16 protein-coding genes are annotated in these 14,926 nt (G+C 64.3%); 4 read left to right on the top strand and 12 right to left on the bottom strand.

From position 1 onward, the window contains the following. From BHQ40_RS21670 to BHQ40_RS21655, 4 genes are all read right to left on the bottom strand, one after another. On the bottom strand, window positions 1–482 hold a 482-nt coding region (locus BHQ40_RS21670), incomplete at its 3' end, for a nitronate monooxygenase (protein ID WP_171905920.1). A gap of 4 nt (window positions 483–486) precedes the next feature. Further along, window positions 487–903, bottom strand: coding sequence for a VOC family protein (locus BHQ40_RS21665; protein WP_070157877.1), 417 nt, complete (start codon window positions 901–903; stop codon window positions 487–489). A gap of 88 nt (window positions 904–991) precedes the next feature. Further along, window positions 992–1,882, bottom strand: coding sequence for a tetratricopeptide repeat protein (locus BHQ40_RS21660; RefSeq protein ID WP_070157876.1), 891 nt, complete (start codon window positions 1,880–1,882; stop codon window positions 992–994). After that, on the bottom strand, window positions 1,879–2,616 hold the full coding sequence (locus BHQ40_RS21655; RefSeq protein ID WP_070157875.1) for an alpha/beta fold hydrolase: 738 nt from the start codon (window positions 2,614–2,616) through the stop codon (window positions 1,879–1,881). The genes BHQ40_RS21660 and BHQ40_RS21655 overlap by 4 nt, the downstream gene beginning before the upstream one ends. 131 nt (window positions 2,617–2,747) lie before the next feature. Here BHQ40_RS21655 and thrS point away from each other — a divergent pair, with 131 nt between their 5' ends. Together thrS and infC are read left to right on the top strand one after the other, a co-directional pair. Beyond that, window positions 2,748–4,742, top strand: a complete 1,995-nt coding sequence (gene thrS, locus BHQ40_RS21650; RefSeq protein WP_070157874.1) for a threonine--tRNA ligase — start codon at window positions 2,748–2,750, stop codon at window positions 4,740–4,742. A 132-nt stretch (window positions 4,743–4,874) separates the two neighbouring features. Further along, window positions 4,875–5,408 carry a translation initiation factor IF-3 gene (gene infC, locus BHQ40_RS21645; RefSeq protein ID WP_070157873.1) on the top strand — a complete coding sequence of 178 codons (534 nt, stop codon included), beginning with the start codon at window positions 4,875–4,877 and terminating at the stop codon, window positions 5,406–5,408. A 137-nt stretch (window positions 5,409–5,545) separates the two neighbouring features. On the opposite strand, the gene msrA is transcribed toward infC, so the two are convergent. The 3 genes from msrA to BHQ40_RS21630 form a co-directional block, all read right to left on the bottom strand. Next, a complete protein-coding gene (gene msrA / locus BHQ40_RS21640; protein ID WP_070157872.1) occupies window positions 5,546–6,205 on the bottom strand; it encodes a peptide-methionine (S)-S-oxide reductase MsrA in 660 nt (219 codons plus the stop codon). Between the two features lie 34 nt (window positions 6,206–6,239). Then, on the bottom strand, window positions 6,240–6,425 hold the full coding sequence (locus BHQ40_RS21635) for a hypothetical protein (protein WP_070157871.1): 186 nt from the start codon (window positions 6,423–6,425) through the stop codon (window positions 6,240–6,242). Between the two features lie 335 nt (window positions 6,426–6,760). Beyond that, window positions 6,761–7,963 (bottom strand): pyridoxal phosphate-dependent aminotransferase, encoded by a 1,203-nt coding sequence (locus BHQ40_RS21630; RefSeq protein ID WP_070157870.1) that lies wholly within the window; start codon window positions 7,961–7,963, stop codon window positions 6,761–6,763. A gap of 271 nt (window positions 7,964–8,234) precedes the next feature. Here BHQ40_RS21630 and BHQ40_RS25875 point away from each other — a divergent pair, with 271 nt between their 5' ends. Continuing rightward, the gene (locus BHQ40_RS25875) at window positions 8,235–9,023 is read left to right on the top strand and encodes a hypothetical protein (RefSeq protein ID WP_139139411.1); all 789 of its coding nucleotides are present in this window, start codon (window positions 8,235–8,237) and stop codon (window positions 9,021–9,023) included. Between the two features lie 104 nt (window positions 9,024–9,127). On the opposite strand, the gene BHQ40_RS21625 is transcribed toward BHQ40_RS25875, so the two are convergent. Both BHQ40_RS21625 and pabB read right to left on the bottom strand, forming a co-directional pair. Further along, window positions 9,128–9,748, bottom strand: coding sequence for an aminotransferase class IV (locus BHQ40_RS21625; RefSeq protein WP_139139410.1), 621 nt, complete (start codon window positions 9,746–9,748; stop codon window positions 9,128–9,130). Window positions 9,749–9,995: 247 nt separating this feature from the next. Further along, window positions 9,996–11,156 carry an aminodeoxychorismate synthase component I gene (gene pabB / locus BHQ40_RS21620; RefSeq protein WP_070157869.1) on the bottom strand — a complete coding sequence of 387 codons (1,161 nt, stop codon included), beginning with the start codon at window positions 11,154–11,156 and terminating at the stop codon, window positions 9,996–9,998. A 471-nt stretch (window positions 11,157–11,627) separates the two neighbouring features. On the opposite strand from pabB, the gene BHQ40_RS21615 reads away from it, so the two are divergent. Further along, window positions 11,628–12,272 (top strand): glutathione S-transferase, encoded by a 645-nt coding sequence (locus BHQ40_RS21615; RefSeq protein WP_070157868.1) that lies wholly within the window; start codon window positions 11,628–11,630, stop codon window positions 12,270–12,272. A gap of 135 nt (window positions 12,273–12,407) precedes the next feature. Here BHQ40_RS21615 and BHQ40_RS21610 read toward each other — a convergent pair whose 3' ends face one another. From BHQ40_RS21610 to BHQ40_RS26340, 3 genes are all read right to left on the bottom strand, one after another. Beyond that, window positions 12,408–13,130 carry a DsbA family protein gene (locus tag BHQ40_RS21610; RefSeq protein WP_070157878.1) on the bottom strand — a complete coding sequence of 241 codons (723 nt, stop codon included), beginning with the start codon at window positions 13,128–13,130 and terminating at the stop codon, window positions 12,408–12,410. A gap of 50 nt (window positions 13,131–13,180) precedes the next feature. Continuing rightward, window positions 13,181–14,572, bottom strand: a complete 1,392-nt coding sequence (locus BHQ40_RS21605) for a M48 family metalloprotease (RefSeq protein WP_070157867.1) — start codon at window positions 14,570–14,572, stop codon at window positions 13,181–13,183. A gap of 90 nt (window positions 14,573–14,662) precedes the next feature. After that, a partial coding sequence (locus BHQ40_RS26340) for a hypothetical protein (protein ID WP_216094916.1) occupies window positions 14,663–14,926 on the bottom strand: 264 nt, incomplete at its 5' end.

The following is a 14,926-nucleotide window of genomic DNA, read 5'->3' as shown; positions in this document are numbered from 1 at the left end:
TCCGCCACGCTTGTCGCCGATGACCAGACCTGCGCGCCCGTCGCCTTCACCCGCGCCAGCAGCGCCGCATCGGGCAATCCGAAATGGAAGCTTACAATCTCCGGCTGGATATCCTCCACCACCGCGCAACGCACGGCGTCGAACGGCGCGCGCACCGGCGGCGGCACGGCGGGCGGCCCGGCGCCAAATTCGGCATAATAGGGCGCCAGCGCCGCCACCCAGGCGCTATCGTCCACCGTTTCGGGCAGGGTGTGGCAGAAGAAATTGAGGTTGACCGGACCAGGCGCCGCCGCCCGCACAGCCGCGACCTGCCCGGCGATATCGGCGGGCGGAACCAGCGCGCAGGGCAGCGACCCGACCCCGCCCCCCTTCAGCGCGCCGATGGCCAGCTCCACGCCGCCAGACCCCGCCATCGGGGCCTGGATGACCGGCGCATCGACGCCGATCCTCTCCAGAAACCGCCGGTCGGGCCAGCCAGCCATGCGCTTACCAGACGCCGGTATTGGGCATGGACGCCCAGGGTTCGGCCGGTTCCAGATGCCCGTCCTGCAACAGCTCGATCGAGATATTGTCGGGCGTGCGGACAAAGGCCATATGCCCGTCGCGCGGCGGCCGGTTGATCGTCACCCCGGCATCCATCAGCCTCTGGCAGGTGTCGTAGATATTCTCGACGCGATAGGCGAGATGGCCGAAATTGCGCCCGCCGTCATAAGGCTCCACGTCCCAGTTATAGGTCAGCTCCACCTGCGCGGCTTCGTCGCCCGGCGCGGCCAGGAACACCAGCGTATAGCGCCCCTTCTCATTGTCGAAGCGTTTCTGCTCCTCCAGGCCGAGCAGGTTGAAGAAGCGCACGGTGGCGTCGACGTCCGTCACACGGATCATGCTGTGCAGATATTTGGGCATGGGAAAAGCGACTCCGGCGGGATGGGCGGGGTGGGATACCGTCAGCCGCTAAATAGGATATGCCAGCCCCAAGGAGAAGGGCGTGGGCCTATTTCGCTGGCTTTTCCGCCGCCAGTTGCGCCAGATTGGCCGTCGCAGCCTTGCCCGCCACGCTTTGCGGGGCCAGCTTCACCGCACGCTCCCACGCCAGCTTCGCGACATCCTCATTGCTGGACAGGATGGCGATATTGCCCTCCTCCAGCGCGACGGAGGCGTCGTCGGGCGACAGCTTCACCGCCTGCGCTATATGTTTCTGCGCCAGCGCCAGTTCGTTCATCCGCCGCGCCAGCGTCGCCGACAGCAGCCAGGCGAGCGGGTCCTGCGGCACCAGCGCCAGCGCCCCGTCCAGGTCGGTGCGCGCCGCCGGCAGGTCGCCCAGCGCGACCCGCGCCCGCGCCCGGTCAAGCTGCACCTCACCCTTGGCGATCCCGTCGGGCAGGCCGCGCACCAGCGCCGCGTCGAAATTGCTCTTGGCCTTGGCGGCGTCGCCCCCGGCCAGCGCGGCATTGCCCGCCTGCGCCCACAGCCGCGCCCCGTCCTGCATGCTGCCCGCGCGCTCCGCCTCGTCCGCCGCCTGTTCCAGCGCGACCAGCGCCGCGGGCCAGCGCTCCGCCCGCGCCAGCGCAAAACCCATGCACTCGCGCGCATGGAACCCACCGCCGTCGATCCGCCATGCCTCTGCAAAGCGGACCCCGGCGTCGGGATCGGCGACGCTCGCGTCCAGGCATCCCTGAAATTTCGCCGCGGCCTGTGGCGGCATGGGCAGCGGCTTGTCCACGCCCTGCCGCGCATTGCTGCTCGCGGCGGCATTGCCGCCCGCCGCCGCTTCTTCCGCCTTCGCCGCGCGCTTCTCCGCCGCCCGCTGGCGCGACCGGTTCATCACCGCCTCCGTCTCCGGCGAATAGGCCTGCATCATCAGAAGAATGGCTGTCAGGATCATGAAGGTTCCGGCATTTGGGCGATGGTGCGGATCAGCAAGGCAATGTCCGCATCGCGGGACAGGCGATGGTCGCCATCCTTAATCAGCACGGCCTGCACATCGGATGAACGCACGCCCTCCGCGATCCGCAGCGCCGTCCGCCACGGCACGTCCGGGTCCTCCTGCCCCTGCAGCAGCCGGACCGGACAATCGATGCCGATCTCGCCCCCGCCGAGCAACAGGTTCGCCTGCCCCGAATTGCGGAACGCCAGTGTTGTCACATAGGGATCGTCGCAATAGGGCGTATCCTCGACCAGCTTCCCATTCGCCTCCATCTCCGCGATCTCCGCTTCGGAAAAGCCCCAGTCGGTGAAATCCGGCGCGGCGGCGATTCCGACCAGCCCGGCAACCCGATCCGGCCGGGCCAGCGCGATCAGCAGCGCCAGCCACCCGCCCATTGACGATCCCACGACAATGAACGGCCCGGCGACCAGCGCATCGATCAACATCAGCGCATCGTCGCGCCAGATATCCAGCGTCCCGTCCTCAAACGCCCCGTCGCTCGCCCCGCACCCCGAATAGTCGAGCCGCAGCGCCTCGCGCCCCTGCGCGACCGCCCACGCCTCGACCGCCAGCGCCTTCCCACCCTCCATGTCGGACATATATCCGGGCAGGAACACCACCGCCGGGCCAACGCCGGAATGATGATGATAGGCAAGGCGCAGGCCATCGGGGCGGGGGAAGTAACTGGGCATGGAAACGCTATGACAGGAAAGAAGAAGTGGTGACAGCTATAGCGCACAGACTCGCCCCCGCTTGACTTCGCCGCCGCCGCTGGACATGGCAGGGCGCTTATAATTTCGCCACGAAAGCCCATATCCCCGCCATGTCCCAGATGCTGAAGATCACCCTGCCCGATGGTTCCGTGCGCGAAGTTGCGCCCGGCACTACCCCGGCGGACATCGCGGCGGCGATCGGGCCGGGGCTGGCCAAGGCGGCCATCGCGGCGCGGGTCGATGGCGAATTGCGCGACATCATGCGTCCGCTGGAGCAGGACTCCGCGCTTGCGCTGGTGACGGCGCGGGATGAGGCGGATGCGCTGGAGCTTGCCCGCCACGACTTTGCGCATGTGCTGGCGGAGGCGGTGCAGCAGCTTTTCCCCGGCACGCAGATCACCTTCGGTCCGTCCACCGACGACGGCTTTTATTATGATTTCGCGCCCAAGGATCGCCCGTTCACGGACGAGGACCTGCCCGCGATCGAGGAGGCGATGCGCAAGATCATCGCTGCCGACAAGCCGCTGGTGCGGCAGGAAATCGACCGCGCCGAGCTAATCGCCAAATGGCGCGCAGCGGGCGAGACGTTCAAGGCCGAATGGGCCGGTGAACTGTCGGGCGACGAACCGCTGACCGTCTATCATAGCGGCAACGACTGGTATGACATGTGCCGAGGCCCGCACCTTGCCTCCACCGGCAAGCTGGACCCGCAGGCGTTCAAGCTGACGCGCGTGTCGGGCGCATATTGGCGCGGCGATCAGAAGAACGCGATGCTCTCGCGCATCTACGGCACGGGCTGGCTCAACAAGAAGCAGCTCGATGCGCACCTGCTGCGCCTTGAGGAAGCCGCCAAGCGCGACCACCGCAAGATCGCGCAGGAAATGGACCTGTTCCACCTCCAGTCGGAGGCGCAGGGGTCGGTTTTCTGGCATCCGAAGGGCTATATCATCTGGCGCGCGCTGGAGGCCTATATGCGCCGTCGCCTCGACGCCGCAGGTTATGAGGAAGTTAAGACGCCGCAGTTGATGGACGCGCGCCAGTGGGAGCAGTCCGGCCACTGGGGCAAATATCGCGAGAATATGTTCGTCGTCCCCGACGAGGTGCCCAATACCGAGGATGAAGGCCCGGTGCTGTCGGGCGAGGCGGACATGATGGCGCTGAAGCCCATGAACTGCCCCGCGCATGTCCTGATCTTCCGCCAGGGTATCAAGTCGTATCGCGACCTGCCCCTGCGCCTGGCCGAATTCGGCTGCTGCCACCGGAACGAGGCGCATGGCGCGCTCCACGGCATCATGCGCGTGCGCCAGTTCACGCAGGACGACGCCCATATCTTCGTGCGCGCCGATCAGTTGGTCGACGAGGTGAAGGCATTCTGCGACCTGCTGGACGTGATCTACAAGGATCTCGGCTTCGACAGCTACGCCATCAAGCTGGCGTTGCGCCCGGAAAAGCGGTTCGGCACCGAGGAGATGTGGGACTGGTCGGAACAGTCGCTGCGCGACGCCGTGGCGGAAGCGGGCCGGGCGACGCCCGAATATGGCTGGGAGGAACTGCCCGGCGAGGGCGCCTTCTACGCGCCGAAGCTGGAATTCCACCTGACCGACGCGATCGGCCGGACATGGCAGTGCGGCACGTTGCAAACCGACACAGTGCTGCCGGAGCGACTCGACGCCAGCTATGTCGGCGAGGATGGCGAGCGGCACCGGCCGATCATGCTCCACCGCGCCATCCTGGGCACGTTCGAGCGGTTCATCGGCATCCTGATCGAGCATCATGCGGGGCGCTTCCCGGCCTGGCTGGCCCCCGTACAGGCGGTCGTCGCGACCATCGTGTCGGACGCCGACGATTATGCGCATCAGGTCGTGGAGAAGCTGCGCAACGCCGGAATCCGGGCAGAAATCGACGTGCGGAACGAGAAGATCAACTACAAGGTGCGCGAGCACAGCCTTGCAAAAGTCCCAAACCTGCTGGTCGTCGGCAAGCGCGAGGCGGATGAGGGCACCGTGGCTCTCCGCACACTCGGCAGCCAGGCGCAGACCATGCTTTCGCTGGAAGAAGCCATTGAACGGCTTGCAAAAGAGGCGCTGCCTCCCGATATGCGGTGAGGCATGGATGCCACAGGGTGCGAGTCCTTCGGATGCCGAGGGCCCGCGCCCCTTTTCGCCTTCCATGAAATCCGCTATTAGCCACCGCAAAGTACGTCAACGACCACAGGAGAAGCTGCTATACGTCCCCCAATGATGCGCCGCCCGCTGGCGCCGATGCCGAAATCCGGCCCTCGCTACAATGAATTCATCACCGTCCCCAAGGTGCGCGTGATTGACGATGAAGGCGAGAATCTGGGCGTGATGTTTACGCAGGAAGCGATCGAGCAGGCGGCCGAGGTTGGCTTGGATCTGGTCGAGGTCTCCCCCAACGCCGACCCGCCCGTCTGCAAGTTCCTCGACATCGGCAAGTTCAAATATGAGGCGCAGAAGAAGGCGAATATCGCCCGCAAGACCCAGAAGACGCAGGAACTCAAAGAGATCAAGATGCGTCCGAACATCGACGATCATGACTATGAGACGAAGATGAAGAAGGTCCATGACTTTCTGAGCGATGGCGACAAGGTGAAGATCACCCTGCGCTTCCGCGGCCGCGAGCTTTCCCACCAGCAGCTCGGCATGGCCCTGCTGCAGCGCGTGGCGGAGGACACGACCGACGATGGCAAGGTCGAGGCCTATCCCCGTATGGAAGGCCGCCAGATGCTGATGGTGCTCGCGCCGAAGTAACAGCCGGTTCTTACCGGAATTTGCTCAGACAGATGGAAAATATGTGCTCCTGCGAAGGCAGGAGCCCAGTTCCGACGGTAGGACTGGGCTCCTGCCTTCGCAGGAGCACACCGCGTTTTGGGCTATCAACAACAGAGCTACGCCGACGGCCGCTCGCTATAGTATTGCGGAAACAACTGCTTCAGCGCCGCCACCTTCTGCGCGTCCCAGCGCAGGATATAGGGATGGCGCGGGTTACGCTCCAGGAAGTTCTGGTGATAGGCCGGGCCGTCCTGAAAGCCAGTGAAGCGCTCCACCTTCGTCACGATCGGGCCGTTCCACAGCTTCGCTTGGCCCAACTGCGCCAGATAGGCGTTCGCGGCCTTCGCCTGCTCCGCATTCAACGGGAACAGCGCGCTGCGATATTGCGTGCCATGGTCGGGACCCTGATAGTTCAAAGTCGTAGGGTCGGCGATCACCGAGAAGAAGATGCGCAGCAGCGCGCCGTAACTCACCACCTGCGGATCATAGGTGACGCGGACGGACTCGGCGTAACCGGTGTCGCCCTCGCCCACCCGGTCATAATCGACCTTCATGGTGCGCGGCCCGCCCGCAAAGCCGGAGACGGCCAGCTTAACGCCCTTCACATGGGAGAATACGCCCTCGACGCCCCAATAGCAGCCACCGGCAAACACAGCGGTTTCCAGCTTGCGTGCAGGTATGGCATCGATTTTCGGGACCGGGGCAAGGACGGCGCTTTCCGCCGCCAGCGCCGGGGGCAGCAGGCCGGGCGACAGCGCCCACACCCCGCCCGTCATGCCGCCGCCCACGGCAGCGGCCAGCAGGAAAGGACTAAAGCGCTGCCTTAACGCTCGCCGGAGGCGGGCTGGCCTGGACGACACTGCTATATCCGGCCGATGGCCTGGCTGGCTGGTCATGGTGCGACTCCGTCATCTGCAACGCCAGGATGCCTATCGTGCCCAACACGAACCCGCCCGCAAAGTTGCGGAACATGTCGGATTTGAAGAATGCGATCATGTCGCTGCCTTTCCTGGTCTCGCACCTATTCGGGCCATGCCCGTCGCGGGTTACGAAGCGGTTTAAAAAATTCGCATTGCCCCTGTCTGAACGAAATGCCTGACGACACAGCTTGTCGCCCAAATCGCCGATTGCATCGACGAACGCTCAGATAGGTTGCATAACGCAACGGGGATTTAGGGAAGCGACGCCCCGGTTCAAGGACCACCCGGAAAAATTTAGGCCCCGCCTTGCCGCCGCACACAACGTGCTCCTGCGAAAGCAGGAGCCCAGGCCCACCGTCTGAACTGGGCTCCTGCTTTCGCAGGAGCACGCCGTGGCCTAGAACCCGTCCCTCACTTCAGCGCGGCGCAGGCTTCCTGAATGCGGGTGCACGCCTTTTTCAACAGCTCGTCGGATGTCGCATAGCTGATGCGGAAGGCCGGGCTGAGGCCGAACGCCGCGCCATGTACCGCCGCCACCTTCGCTTCGTCGAGGAAATAGCCGATCAGCGCCTCGTCCGAATCGATCTTCACGCCCTTCGGCGTCGTCTTGCCGATCACGCCGCTGGCGTCGGGATAGACGTAGAAGGCGCCCTCCGGCGTGGGGCAGGACAGGCCCGGCGCGTCGTTCAGCATGGCGACGACCATGTCGCGCCGCCGCTTGAACACCGCATTGCGCTCCTCCAGAAACTCCTGGTCGCCGGTCAGCGCCGCCGCGGCGGCCGCCTGGCTGATCGAGCAGGGGTTGCTGGTCGACTGCGACTGCAGCTTCGCCATCGCCTTGATGATCCATTGCGGCCCGCCCGCGAAACCGATGCGCCAGCCGGTCATGGAGAAAGCCTTGGAACAGCCATTCACCGTCAGCGTGCGCTCATACAGGTCCGGGCACACCTGCGCGATGGTGGCGAAGGGCGACGGCGCGTACCAGACATGCTCATACATGTCGTCCGTCATCACCAGCACATGCGGATGGCGCAGCAGCACCTCGCCCAGCGCCTTCAACTCGTCCGCCGAATAGGCCGCGCCGGAGGGGTTGGACGGCGAATTCAGCATCACCCACTTGGTCCGGGGCGTGATCGCCGCGTCAAGCTGCGCCGGGGTGATCTTGTACCCCTGCGCCGCCGGTCCCTCGATGAACACCGGGGTTCCGCCCGCGAAATTCACAATGTCGGGATAGCTGACCCAATAGGGGGCCGGGATGATCACCTCGTCGCCCGCCTCGACGGTCGCGACCAGCGCGTTGAACAAAGTATGCTTGCCGCCGGAATTGACGCTGATCTGGCCGCGTTCATAGATCAGGCCATTGTCGCGCTTAAACTTCAGCGCGACTGCATCCTTCAGCGCAGCGGTGCCGTCGACATCGGTATATTTGGTCTGGCCGCTGCGGATCGCCGCAATGCCCGCTTCCTTCACGAAATCCGGCGTGTCGAAGTCCGGCTCACCCGCCGACAGGCCAATCACGTCAACGCCAGCGGCTTTCAGCGCGGTCACGCGCGCGGACATGGCGAGGGTGGCGCTGGGCTGGATGCGGCCAAGGGCTGCGGACGTCTTCGTCATCGGCGTTTCTCTTTATGGATGGTGTGTAGTGCGGCGCCCTTACGGACGCGCGGTTCCATAGAGCGCAACGGGGCAGGGGGCAACCGGGGATGGAGGGCGAGACTTACTTCTTGAAGGAGGACAAAAGGACCGGTATGCTTAGCTCGGGCTAAGCACCTGTGACCTGTCGCCGGGTCAAACGCTTCTTTTTTGTTATCTTGGACTAGCAACCCCTTCTCATCGGGCTGCTGCGTAATCGGCGAACAGCAATGCCCGGAAACGAAGGTGTTCCGTGTTCCATCTCTATATTTCCCTCACATCTGTATCCTTAAATATCATTAAAACTGCGCTGACTAACGCTTTACCCAATGTCAAATCCTCACATCGATGCGAAGCCATGGCGCGAGGTCTTGGCTATCGAACTTATGCGTCGTTACTAGCTGACCTGTCATCAAATGCCGAAATTAAAGCTAATACCGATGGCCTAGCTTTCAATCATTACTTAGAACAACATGATTTTTCTGTTTCCGGTTCGACCCTATATCGAGCCGTGGCAAAAGCGGCGCTCGCAAATGTCGCAACTCTATATCCAACCCTTACAAGTACCGGCTTCGGTATAGGCCAATGGCGACCTGGAGATACAGCAATCAAACGACGCCTGCTGTTTGATAAATTACGCGACGAGTTTTTTAGCGATTTCTCTACAGAACCATTTTTAGCGAGTCTTGCATTTGTTTCGAGGGTTCAAAAAACAAAAACAATTCGTCCAGCGACCAATAGCTATTGGTTAAAGCATGTGGCTGAGAACTATGCTTGCAGTTATCCTGATGGGGAAGAGCTTGGGCCGATCTATGTATCGAATGGATTGCTGATCGCTGCGGCCATTCATGCAGGTTTTGATGTAAAACCGCATAAGGATGAGTATGGTCGCGAAGCACTCAATGCTGGCTTTAATATGGGAAAAGCATCGCTCTATGATCTTGACTGCGAGATCCGGCCTGAGGGCGTCCGTGCACGCGACAGAGCTGCACGAAAGCGCCAACAAGCTGCAAGACGCTCAGGCTATCTTCATATTTATTAGGCCGAAACTAATTCAAAAATAAGATTTTTATCTACTAATACTGTCACACTTAGCAGTGTGGCAGTATTAACAACCCAATTACCCATGTAGTGTACCATACCCCCTCAAACCAACGTCGCCGCCACCATCCCGCGCGCCGCATTGCCGATGAAGAACCCCTTCTCCAGGTCGTGCGGCCTTAAATCCCCTTCGATCGCCTCGCCCATCGCGATCAGGCTTTCGCGCAGGACGCCGGGGAGTACGCCGCGGGACAAAGGCGGCGTCACCAGCTTGCTGTCGCGTTCCACGAAGATGGAGCTGAAGCAGCCTTCGGTCAGATATCCATCCGCATCGGCCATCAGCACTTCGAACGTACCGCCCGCCGCCAGCGCCTCGCGATACACCGTCCGGTCCGTGGTCTTGTGGCGCAGGCGGGGGTCGTCGCTGCCGGCCGGGCGCTGCACCACGGCCACGGGTACGATCGCCTGCGGCCAGGTGCGGTGGGCGCGCACCTCTATCGCCACCGATCCCTTGTTCGACACCAGCATGCGCACCCGGCTGCGGTCGCGCACGCGGAAGGTCGCGGCCTGAAGCTCGTTGCGCGCGCCATGCCGGTCAAACGCGAAGTCCAGCGCCTTCGCGCTGCTTTCCAGCCGGCGCAGATGATATTCGAGGAGGGGGATGCCCTCCACCGGATCGAACGCCATCGTTTCCAGCAAATCGAAACGCCCGTCGGCAAAACCCACCAGATCGATCCTCGTCTGTCGAATATAAGCGGCGCACAGTAACTCCGCTTCGGGTGGGCGCAAGGGTCTATGGCCTTTGATCCACAGGCTATTTCGTGCGCGGACCGCACGGTGCGATGTTTACCCCCTCGTCATCCCGGACTTGATCCGGGACCCATCTCGCCTTGGGCGGCCAAGGCGCATGAAGGAGAGATGGGTCCCGGCTTCCGCCGGGATGACGGGTGTTGATGCAATGGAGAGTAGGGGCCTAAACCCCCGCCAGGAACCGCCCTTTCGCCAGGCATTCCCGCCACTCCGCCTCCGCCTGCGAATCCGCGACCACGCCGGAGCCAAGGCCGATGCGGGCGGTGCGGTCGCCATCGGCGAGGGAGAGGGTGCGGATGGCGACGTTGAAGGCCGCATTGCCGTCCGCGTCGATCCGGCCGATCGCGCCGGTATAAGGCCCGCGCGAAAAGGATTCGGTCAGCGCGATCACCTCCATCGCCCGCATCTTCGGCGCGCCCGTCACCGATCCGCAGGGGAAGATGGCGCGCAGCACGTCCACCGCCGACAGGCCGGGCAATATCCGCGCGCGGACGGTGGAAATCATCTGGTGGACCGTGGGATAGGTCTCCACCTTGAACAGGTCCGGCACCGTCACGCTGCCCGCCAGCGACACGCGGGACAGGTCATTGCGCAGCAGGTCGACGATCATGAGGTTTTCGGCGCGCTGCTTGGGGTCCTCGCGCAGATGGACGATGGCGGCGGCGTCCGTGGCGGGATCGGCCTCGCGGACGGCGGTGCCCTTCATCGGCCGGGCGGTGAGCTGGCCGCTCGCCAGCGTGAAGAACAGCTCCGGCGAGAAGGACAGCAGCCAATGGTCGCCGGTATGGACGATGCCGCCATAGCCGCCCCGCGCGCGCGGACGGATGGCGGCGTAAAGCGCCAGCGGGTCGCCGGTTACGTCCACCTCGCATGGGAAGGTCAGGTTCGCCTGATAGATGTCACCGGCGCGGATGCGCTCCTGCACTTCGGCGAAGGCGGCGAAATAGGCGTCGCGGCCGATCAGCGGGCGGAGCGGCCCGGCGGCGGCGTCCCCGGCGGGGGGGAGCAAAGCAGGCACATCCTCCGGCGCGACGAAGCGCACGCCGTCGAACAGGCCGAACCAGAGCAGCGGCATCGGACCTGGTTCGGCCAGCGGGCACAGCCGCTCCTCCAGCGCATAGCCGGCCTCATAGGCGAGATATCCGGCGGCGTGCAGGCCATCGTCCCGCGCCTCTCCAATGCGGTCGAGCGCGGGCTGCACCTCCGCCGGGGTGCGTGCGCAGACAATCTCCACCGGGTCGCGATACAGCCGGGATGGCGCCGCGCCAGTGACGCGGGCATCGTCCAGCAGCAGAAAGGGTTCCGAGGGACCGGGGAGGCGCATGGGCCGTGGTAATGGCAGGGCGCGGCGCTGCGCGCCAGTGGGGTGGTAGGAAATGTTTGGAAGGGCACCGGTTTACAAAACCGTTCGCCCTGCGCTTGCCGGAGGGTTGTCTTTAAAGTTGGCGACCAGCGTGAATTAAATGCGTGCTCCTGCGAAAGCAGGAGCCCAGCCCCGGCGTTTGATCTGGGCTCCTGCTTTCGCAGGAGCACGCCGGATTTTCGGACAGAAAAAACAGCCCTTCAACAAGCTCAAGGCGAACGGGGATAGGTGTCCGGTAAATCTCCCCTCCCTCCCAGGGAGAGTCGATTGGAGGCGCGTGACTCCAATCGAGGGGTGGGTCCGCCGCTTCAGCGGCGGCATCTCCGGGATAGCTAGCAGCGCTCACTGCGTTCGCAACCCACCCCCTGCCCCTCCCTAAAAGGGAGGGGAGATTCTTCCCCCACCTTACGCACATTCCGCTAATGCCCTCCCATGACCCACCCCATCCTCTACAGTTTCCGCCGCTGCCCCTATGCGATGCGGGCGCGGATGGGTCTGTTGGCGAGCGGGATCGCGGTGGAATTGCGCGAGGTTGTGCTGCGCGACAAACCGGCGCAGATGCTGACTGCCTCGCCCAAGGGGACGGTGCCGGTGCTGGTCCTGCCCGATGGCGGAGTGATCGACGAGAGCCTGGACATCATGCGCTGGGCATTGGCGCAAAGCGATCCGCTTGGCTGGCTGGCGCGGGACGACGCCGCGCTGATCGCGCGCAATGACGGGCCGTTCAAGCAGCATCTGGACCGCTATAAATATCCCGGCCGCCACGGGTCCGACCCCGCGGAGCACCGGGCGGCGGGGCTGACGATCCTCTTGGAGATGGACGCCCGGCTGGCGGCGGGCAGTAAGGTTGGAGATCGGCAGCTTTGCGGAGATGTAGCGGGGATCGCCGACATCGCGACATTCCCCTTCATCCGCCAGTTCGCGGCGACGGATCAGGCCTGGTTCGACGCGCAGCCCCTGCCGCATCTCCAGCGCTGGCTGGCCGGCCATATCGGGTCGGACCTGTTCGCGCGCGCGATGCTGCGCCTGCCGCCGTGGAAGGCGGGGGATGATGTGGTGGTGTTTGGGGGGCGTTAAATAAAACCGTTCGTGCTGAGCTTGTCGAAGCACTGCCTTACTTGAAGAAAGGGCAGCCCTTCGACAAGCTCAGGGCGAACGGAGGAGAATGCCAATCACTTCATACCCTCCCAGAGAAAGGAAGAGTGCTTAGGCTCACCCCCCAGCCTTCGCCGCCCGCGCCTTGTCCACCGCTTCCTTCAGCGCGTCATAGCCGACCGCGCCGCTCAGCACCTGGTCGCCAACCACGAAGGTCGGGGTGCCGGTCGCCTGCAGCTTCTGGGCGAGGCTCATATTCGATTCGACCTCGGCATCATAGGTTTTGGACACCATCGCCGCCTCCGCCGCCTTGCGGTCTATGCCGACGCCCGCGGCCGCCGCGAAAATGGTGTCGCGCGTCACCTTGCCCGCGCCGTAAAGCGCCTTGTGGAAGGGCATATATTTGCCCTTCTCCGCCGCGAGCAGGCTGACCTTCGCCGCGTCGCCGCTGGCCGCCGACAGGATCGGCAGTTCGCGATAGACCACCTTCACGCCCTTGTCGGCCGCAACCAGCTTCGCAAGGTCGGGCAGCGAGGCGCGGCAATAACCGCAGGCATAGTCGAAAAATTCGACGACGGTGACATCGCCCTTCTCCGCCCCTTCCCATGCGCCCGCGAACGGCGTTTCGATGGCGGAGCGGTTCTGGCCGATCAGTGCGCCGGTGCGCTTGCCCTGCAGCTTTTCAATCGCCTGCGGGATGATTTCGGGATGTTCGAGGATATAGTCGTGGACGATCTTCTCGATCGCCGCCTTGTCGGCCATATTCACCGTGGCGGGCGCCTGCATGGCGAGCGCCGCGCTCGCCGCCGCCGCGATAAACACGGTTCCGCCTAGCATCATCTGTATGGTCCTGTTCGAAAGGGCTGCCCGGAGGCCGGGCCGGGGGGTGTTCATCGTCTTTTCTTCCGGTTGCCTTCGACGGCGGAGCGGGACACCATGGCGATGTCCTGCGCGCGAAGCCAGTCGGTGGTGCCTTCCTTCAGGCCCTGCATCGCCTGATCCGCGTTCAACAGCGCCAACTGGTCATTGCCCTGCATCTGGTAGCGTTCGGCCGTGGCGAGGGCGGCGCGCGGCGTGTCCCCGCGCCGTTCATAGACGACCCCAAGCTGATACCAGGCGAAGGGATTTTCCCGGTCGCGGGCGACGGCGGTGCGCAGCACCTGCTCGGCCTCCTTGAAATTATTATCGTCCTCGCTGGCGATCAGCGCATGGCCCAGCAGCACGGCGATCAGCGGCTGATTGTTGGACCGCGCCACCGCCTCGCGCAGCGGCGCGATGGCCTCCGCCGGGCGGCCGCTTTCCAGCAATATCTGCCCTTCCAGCTCCAGGAAATAGGGGTCGTGCGGCTGCGCGGCGAGCAAGGCGCGCACCTCCTGCATCGCCTTGTCCGGGTAGGCGCTCTTGTGCCAGGCATAGGCGCGGGCATAGTGCGCCGGGATCGTCTGGTCGCTTTCCGGGTAGACCTGCAGCGTGCGGGTTGGGTCGGATACGAAGCCGACAAGCTTCGCCTTCACCCGTTCGAACCGCGCCTCCAATTGGGGATCGACCGGCTTGTTCCAGGCCGGGTCCGGCTCATAGACTTCACGCAGCACCGCGATGCGCTCACCCGACAGGGGGTGGGTGCGGGCGTAGCTGTCATCCTGCGGGATGGCGAGGCGATATTCCAGATTCTGCAGCTTCTTGAAGAAGGCCAGGCTGCCCTTGCCGCTCAGCCCCGCAGCGCTCAGATAGCGTGCGCCGGCAAGGTCTGCGGAGCTTTCCTGCGTGCGGGAGAAAGCGAGATATTTGCCCATCGCCGCCTGCTGTCCGGCGGCCATGATGCCCATGCCCGCCTCGCCGCCGCCCGCCGCGATCGCCGCCGCGCCAAGGACCAGGCTGAGCAGGGTGATGCCAGTCGCGGCCTTCATCCCCTCCGCCGAACGGATGATATGGCCGCCCTCGATATGGCCAAGCTCATGGGCGATAACGCCCTGCACCTGGTTCACATCGTCGGCCGACGCGATCAGGCCGCTATGCATCCAGACATATTGGCCGCCCGCGACGAAAGCGTTGATCTCCGGATCATTGATCAGCAGGACCTGGACATTTTTGGGGTCGAGCTTCGCCGCCGTGATCAGCGGGCGGGAAATGTCGTTGAACAGCGCTTCGGTTTCGGCGTCGCGCAATATCTGTTGGGCCAGCGCCGGGCGCGCCATCAGGGCGAAGGAGCATAGCAGAACGGCCAGCAGCCGAAGCAGCGTCCTGCTCCCCGGCAGGGCGTTCGGAGCGGATTGTCCCGTCATGCCTGCGCCTCCTGACAGAAGGGCGATGAACGCCGCGTGAAAGGCGTCCGGCCCCTTCGCGTCATGGAAGGGGCCGGGCGTCCTGAGCGTCTATGCGCCGAAGGTGCGCTGCCACCAGCCGCGACGCGGCGTGCCGTCCTCCGCGGTTTCCTCATCGGCGGGCGCGCCGCTGACGAACTCGCCCGCATTGGCGCTGGCGAGGCTGGAGACCGGAGCTTCCGCCTCTGGCGTTTCCTCTGCCGGAGCCGCTTCCTCGGCGACGGGCGCGGCCTTCTTGGCGCGGCTGCGCTTGGGCTTGGCGGCCGGCGCCGGTTCCGGGGCGGGCGCTTCCTCGGCCGCAGGAGCCTCTGCGGC

The organism is Sphingobium phenoxybenzoativorans (assembly GCF_001757355.1).
GTDB lineage: Bacteria > Pseudomonadota > Alphaproteobacteria > Sphingomonadales > Sphingomonadaceae > Sphingobium > Sphingobium phenoxybenzoativorans.
This window is presented reverse-complemented; position numbering and strand designations above follow the sequence as displayed.

Bases quoted from the DNA above. Each gene is read 5' to 3' on its own strand.
- BHQ40_RS21665 (WP_070157877.1), bottom strand. From the start codon at position 903: ATGCCCAAATATCTGCACAGCATGATCCGTGTGACGGACGTCGACGCC.
- BHQ40_RS21660 (WP_070157876.1), bottom strand. From the start codon at position 1,882: ATGATCCTGACAGCCATTCTTCTGATGATGCAGGCCTATTCGCCGGAG.
- BHQ40_RS21655 (WP_070157875.1), bottom strand. From the start codon at position 2,616: ATGCCCAGTTACTTCCCCCGCCCCGATGGCCTGCGCCTTGCCTATCAT.
- thrS (WP_070157874.1), top strand. From the start codon at position 2,748: ATGTCCCAGATGCTGAAGATCACCCTGCCCGATGGTTCCGTGCGCGAA.
- infC (WP_070157873.1), top strand. From the start codon at position 4,875: ATGATGCGCCGCCCGCTGGCGCCGATGCCGAAATCCGGCCCTCGCTAC.
- msrA (WP_070157872.1), bottom strand. From the start codon at position 6,205: ATGACGGGCGGGGTGTGGGCGCTGTCGCCCGGCCTGCTGCCCCCGGCG.
- BHQ40_RS21635 (WP_070157871.1), bottom strand. From the start codon at position 6,425: ATGATCGCATTCTTCAAATCCGACATGTTCCGCAACTTTGCGGGCGGG.
- BHQ40_RS21630 (WP_070157870.1), bottom strand. From the start codon at position 7,963: ATGACGAAGACGTCCGCAGCCCTTGGCCGCATCCAGCCCAGCGCCACC.
- pabB (WP_070157869.1), bottom strand. From the start codon at position 11,156: ATGCGCCTCCCCGGTCCCTCGGAACCCTTTCTGCTGCTGGACGATGCC.
- BHQ40_RS21615 (WP_070157868.1), top strand. From the start codon at position 11,628: ATGACCCACCCCATCCTCTACAGTTTCCGCCGCTGCCCCTATGCGATG.
- BHQ40_RS21610 (WP_070157878.1), bottom strand. From the start codon at position 13,130: ATGATGCTAGGCGGAACCGTGTTTATCGCGGCGGCGGCGAGCGCGGCG.
- BHQ40_RS21605 (WP_070157867.1), bottom strand. From the start codon at position 14,572: ATGACGGGACAATCCGCTCCGAACGCCCTGCCGGGGAGCAGGACGCTG.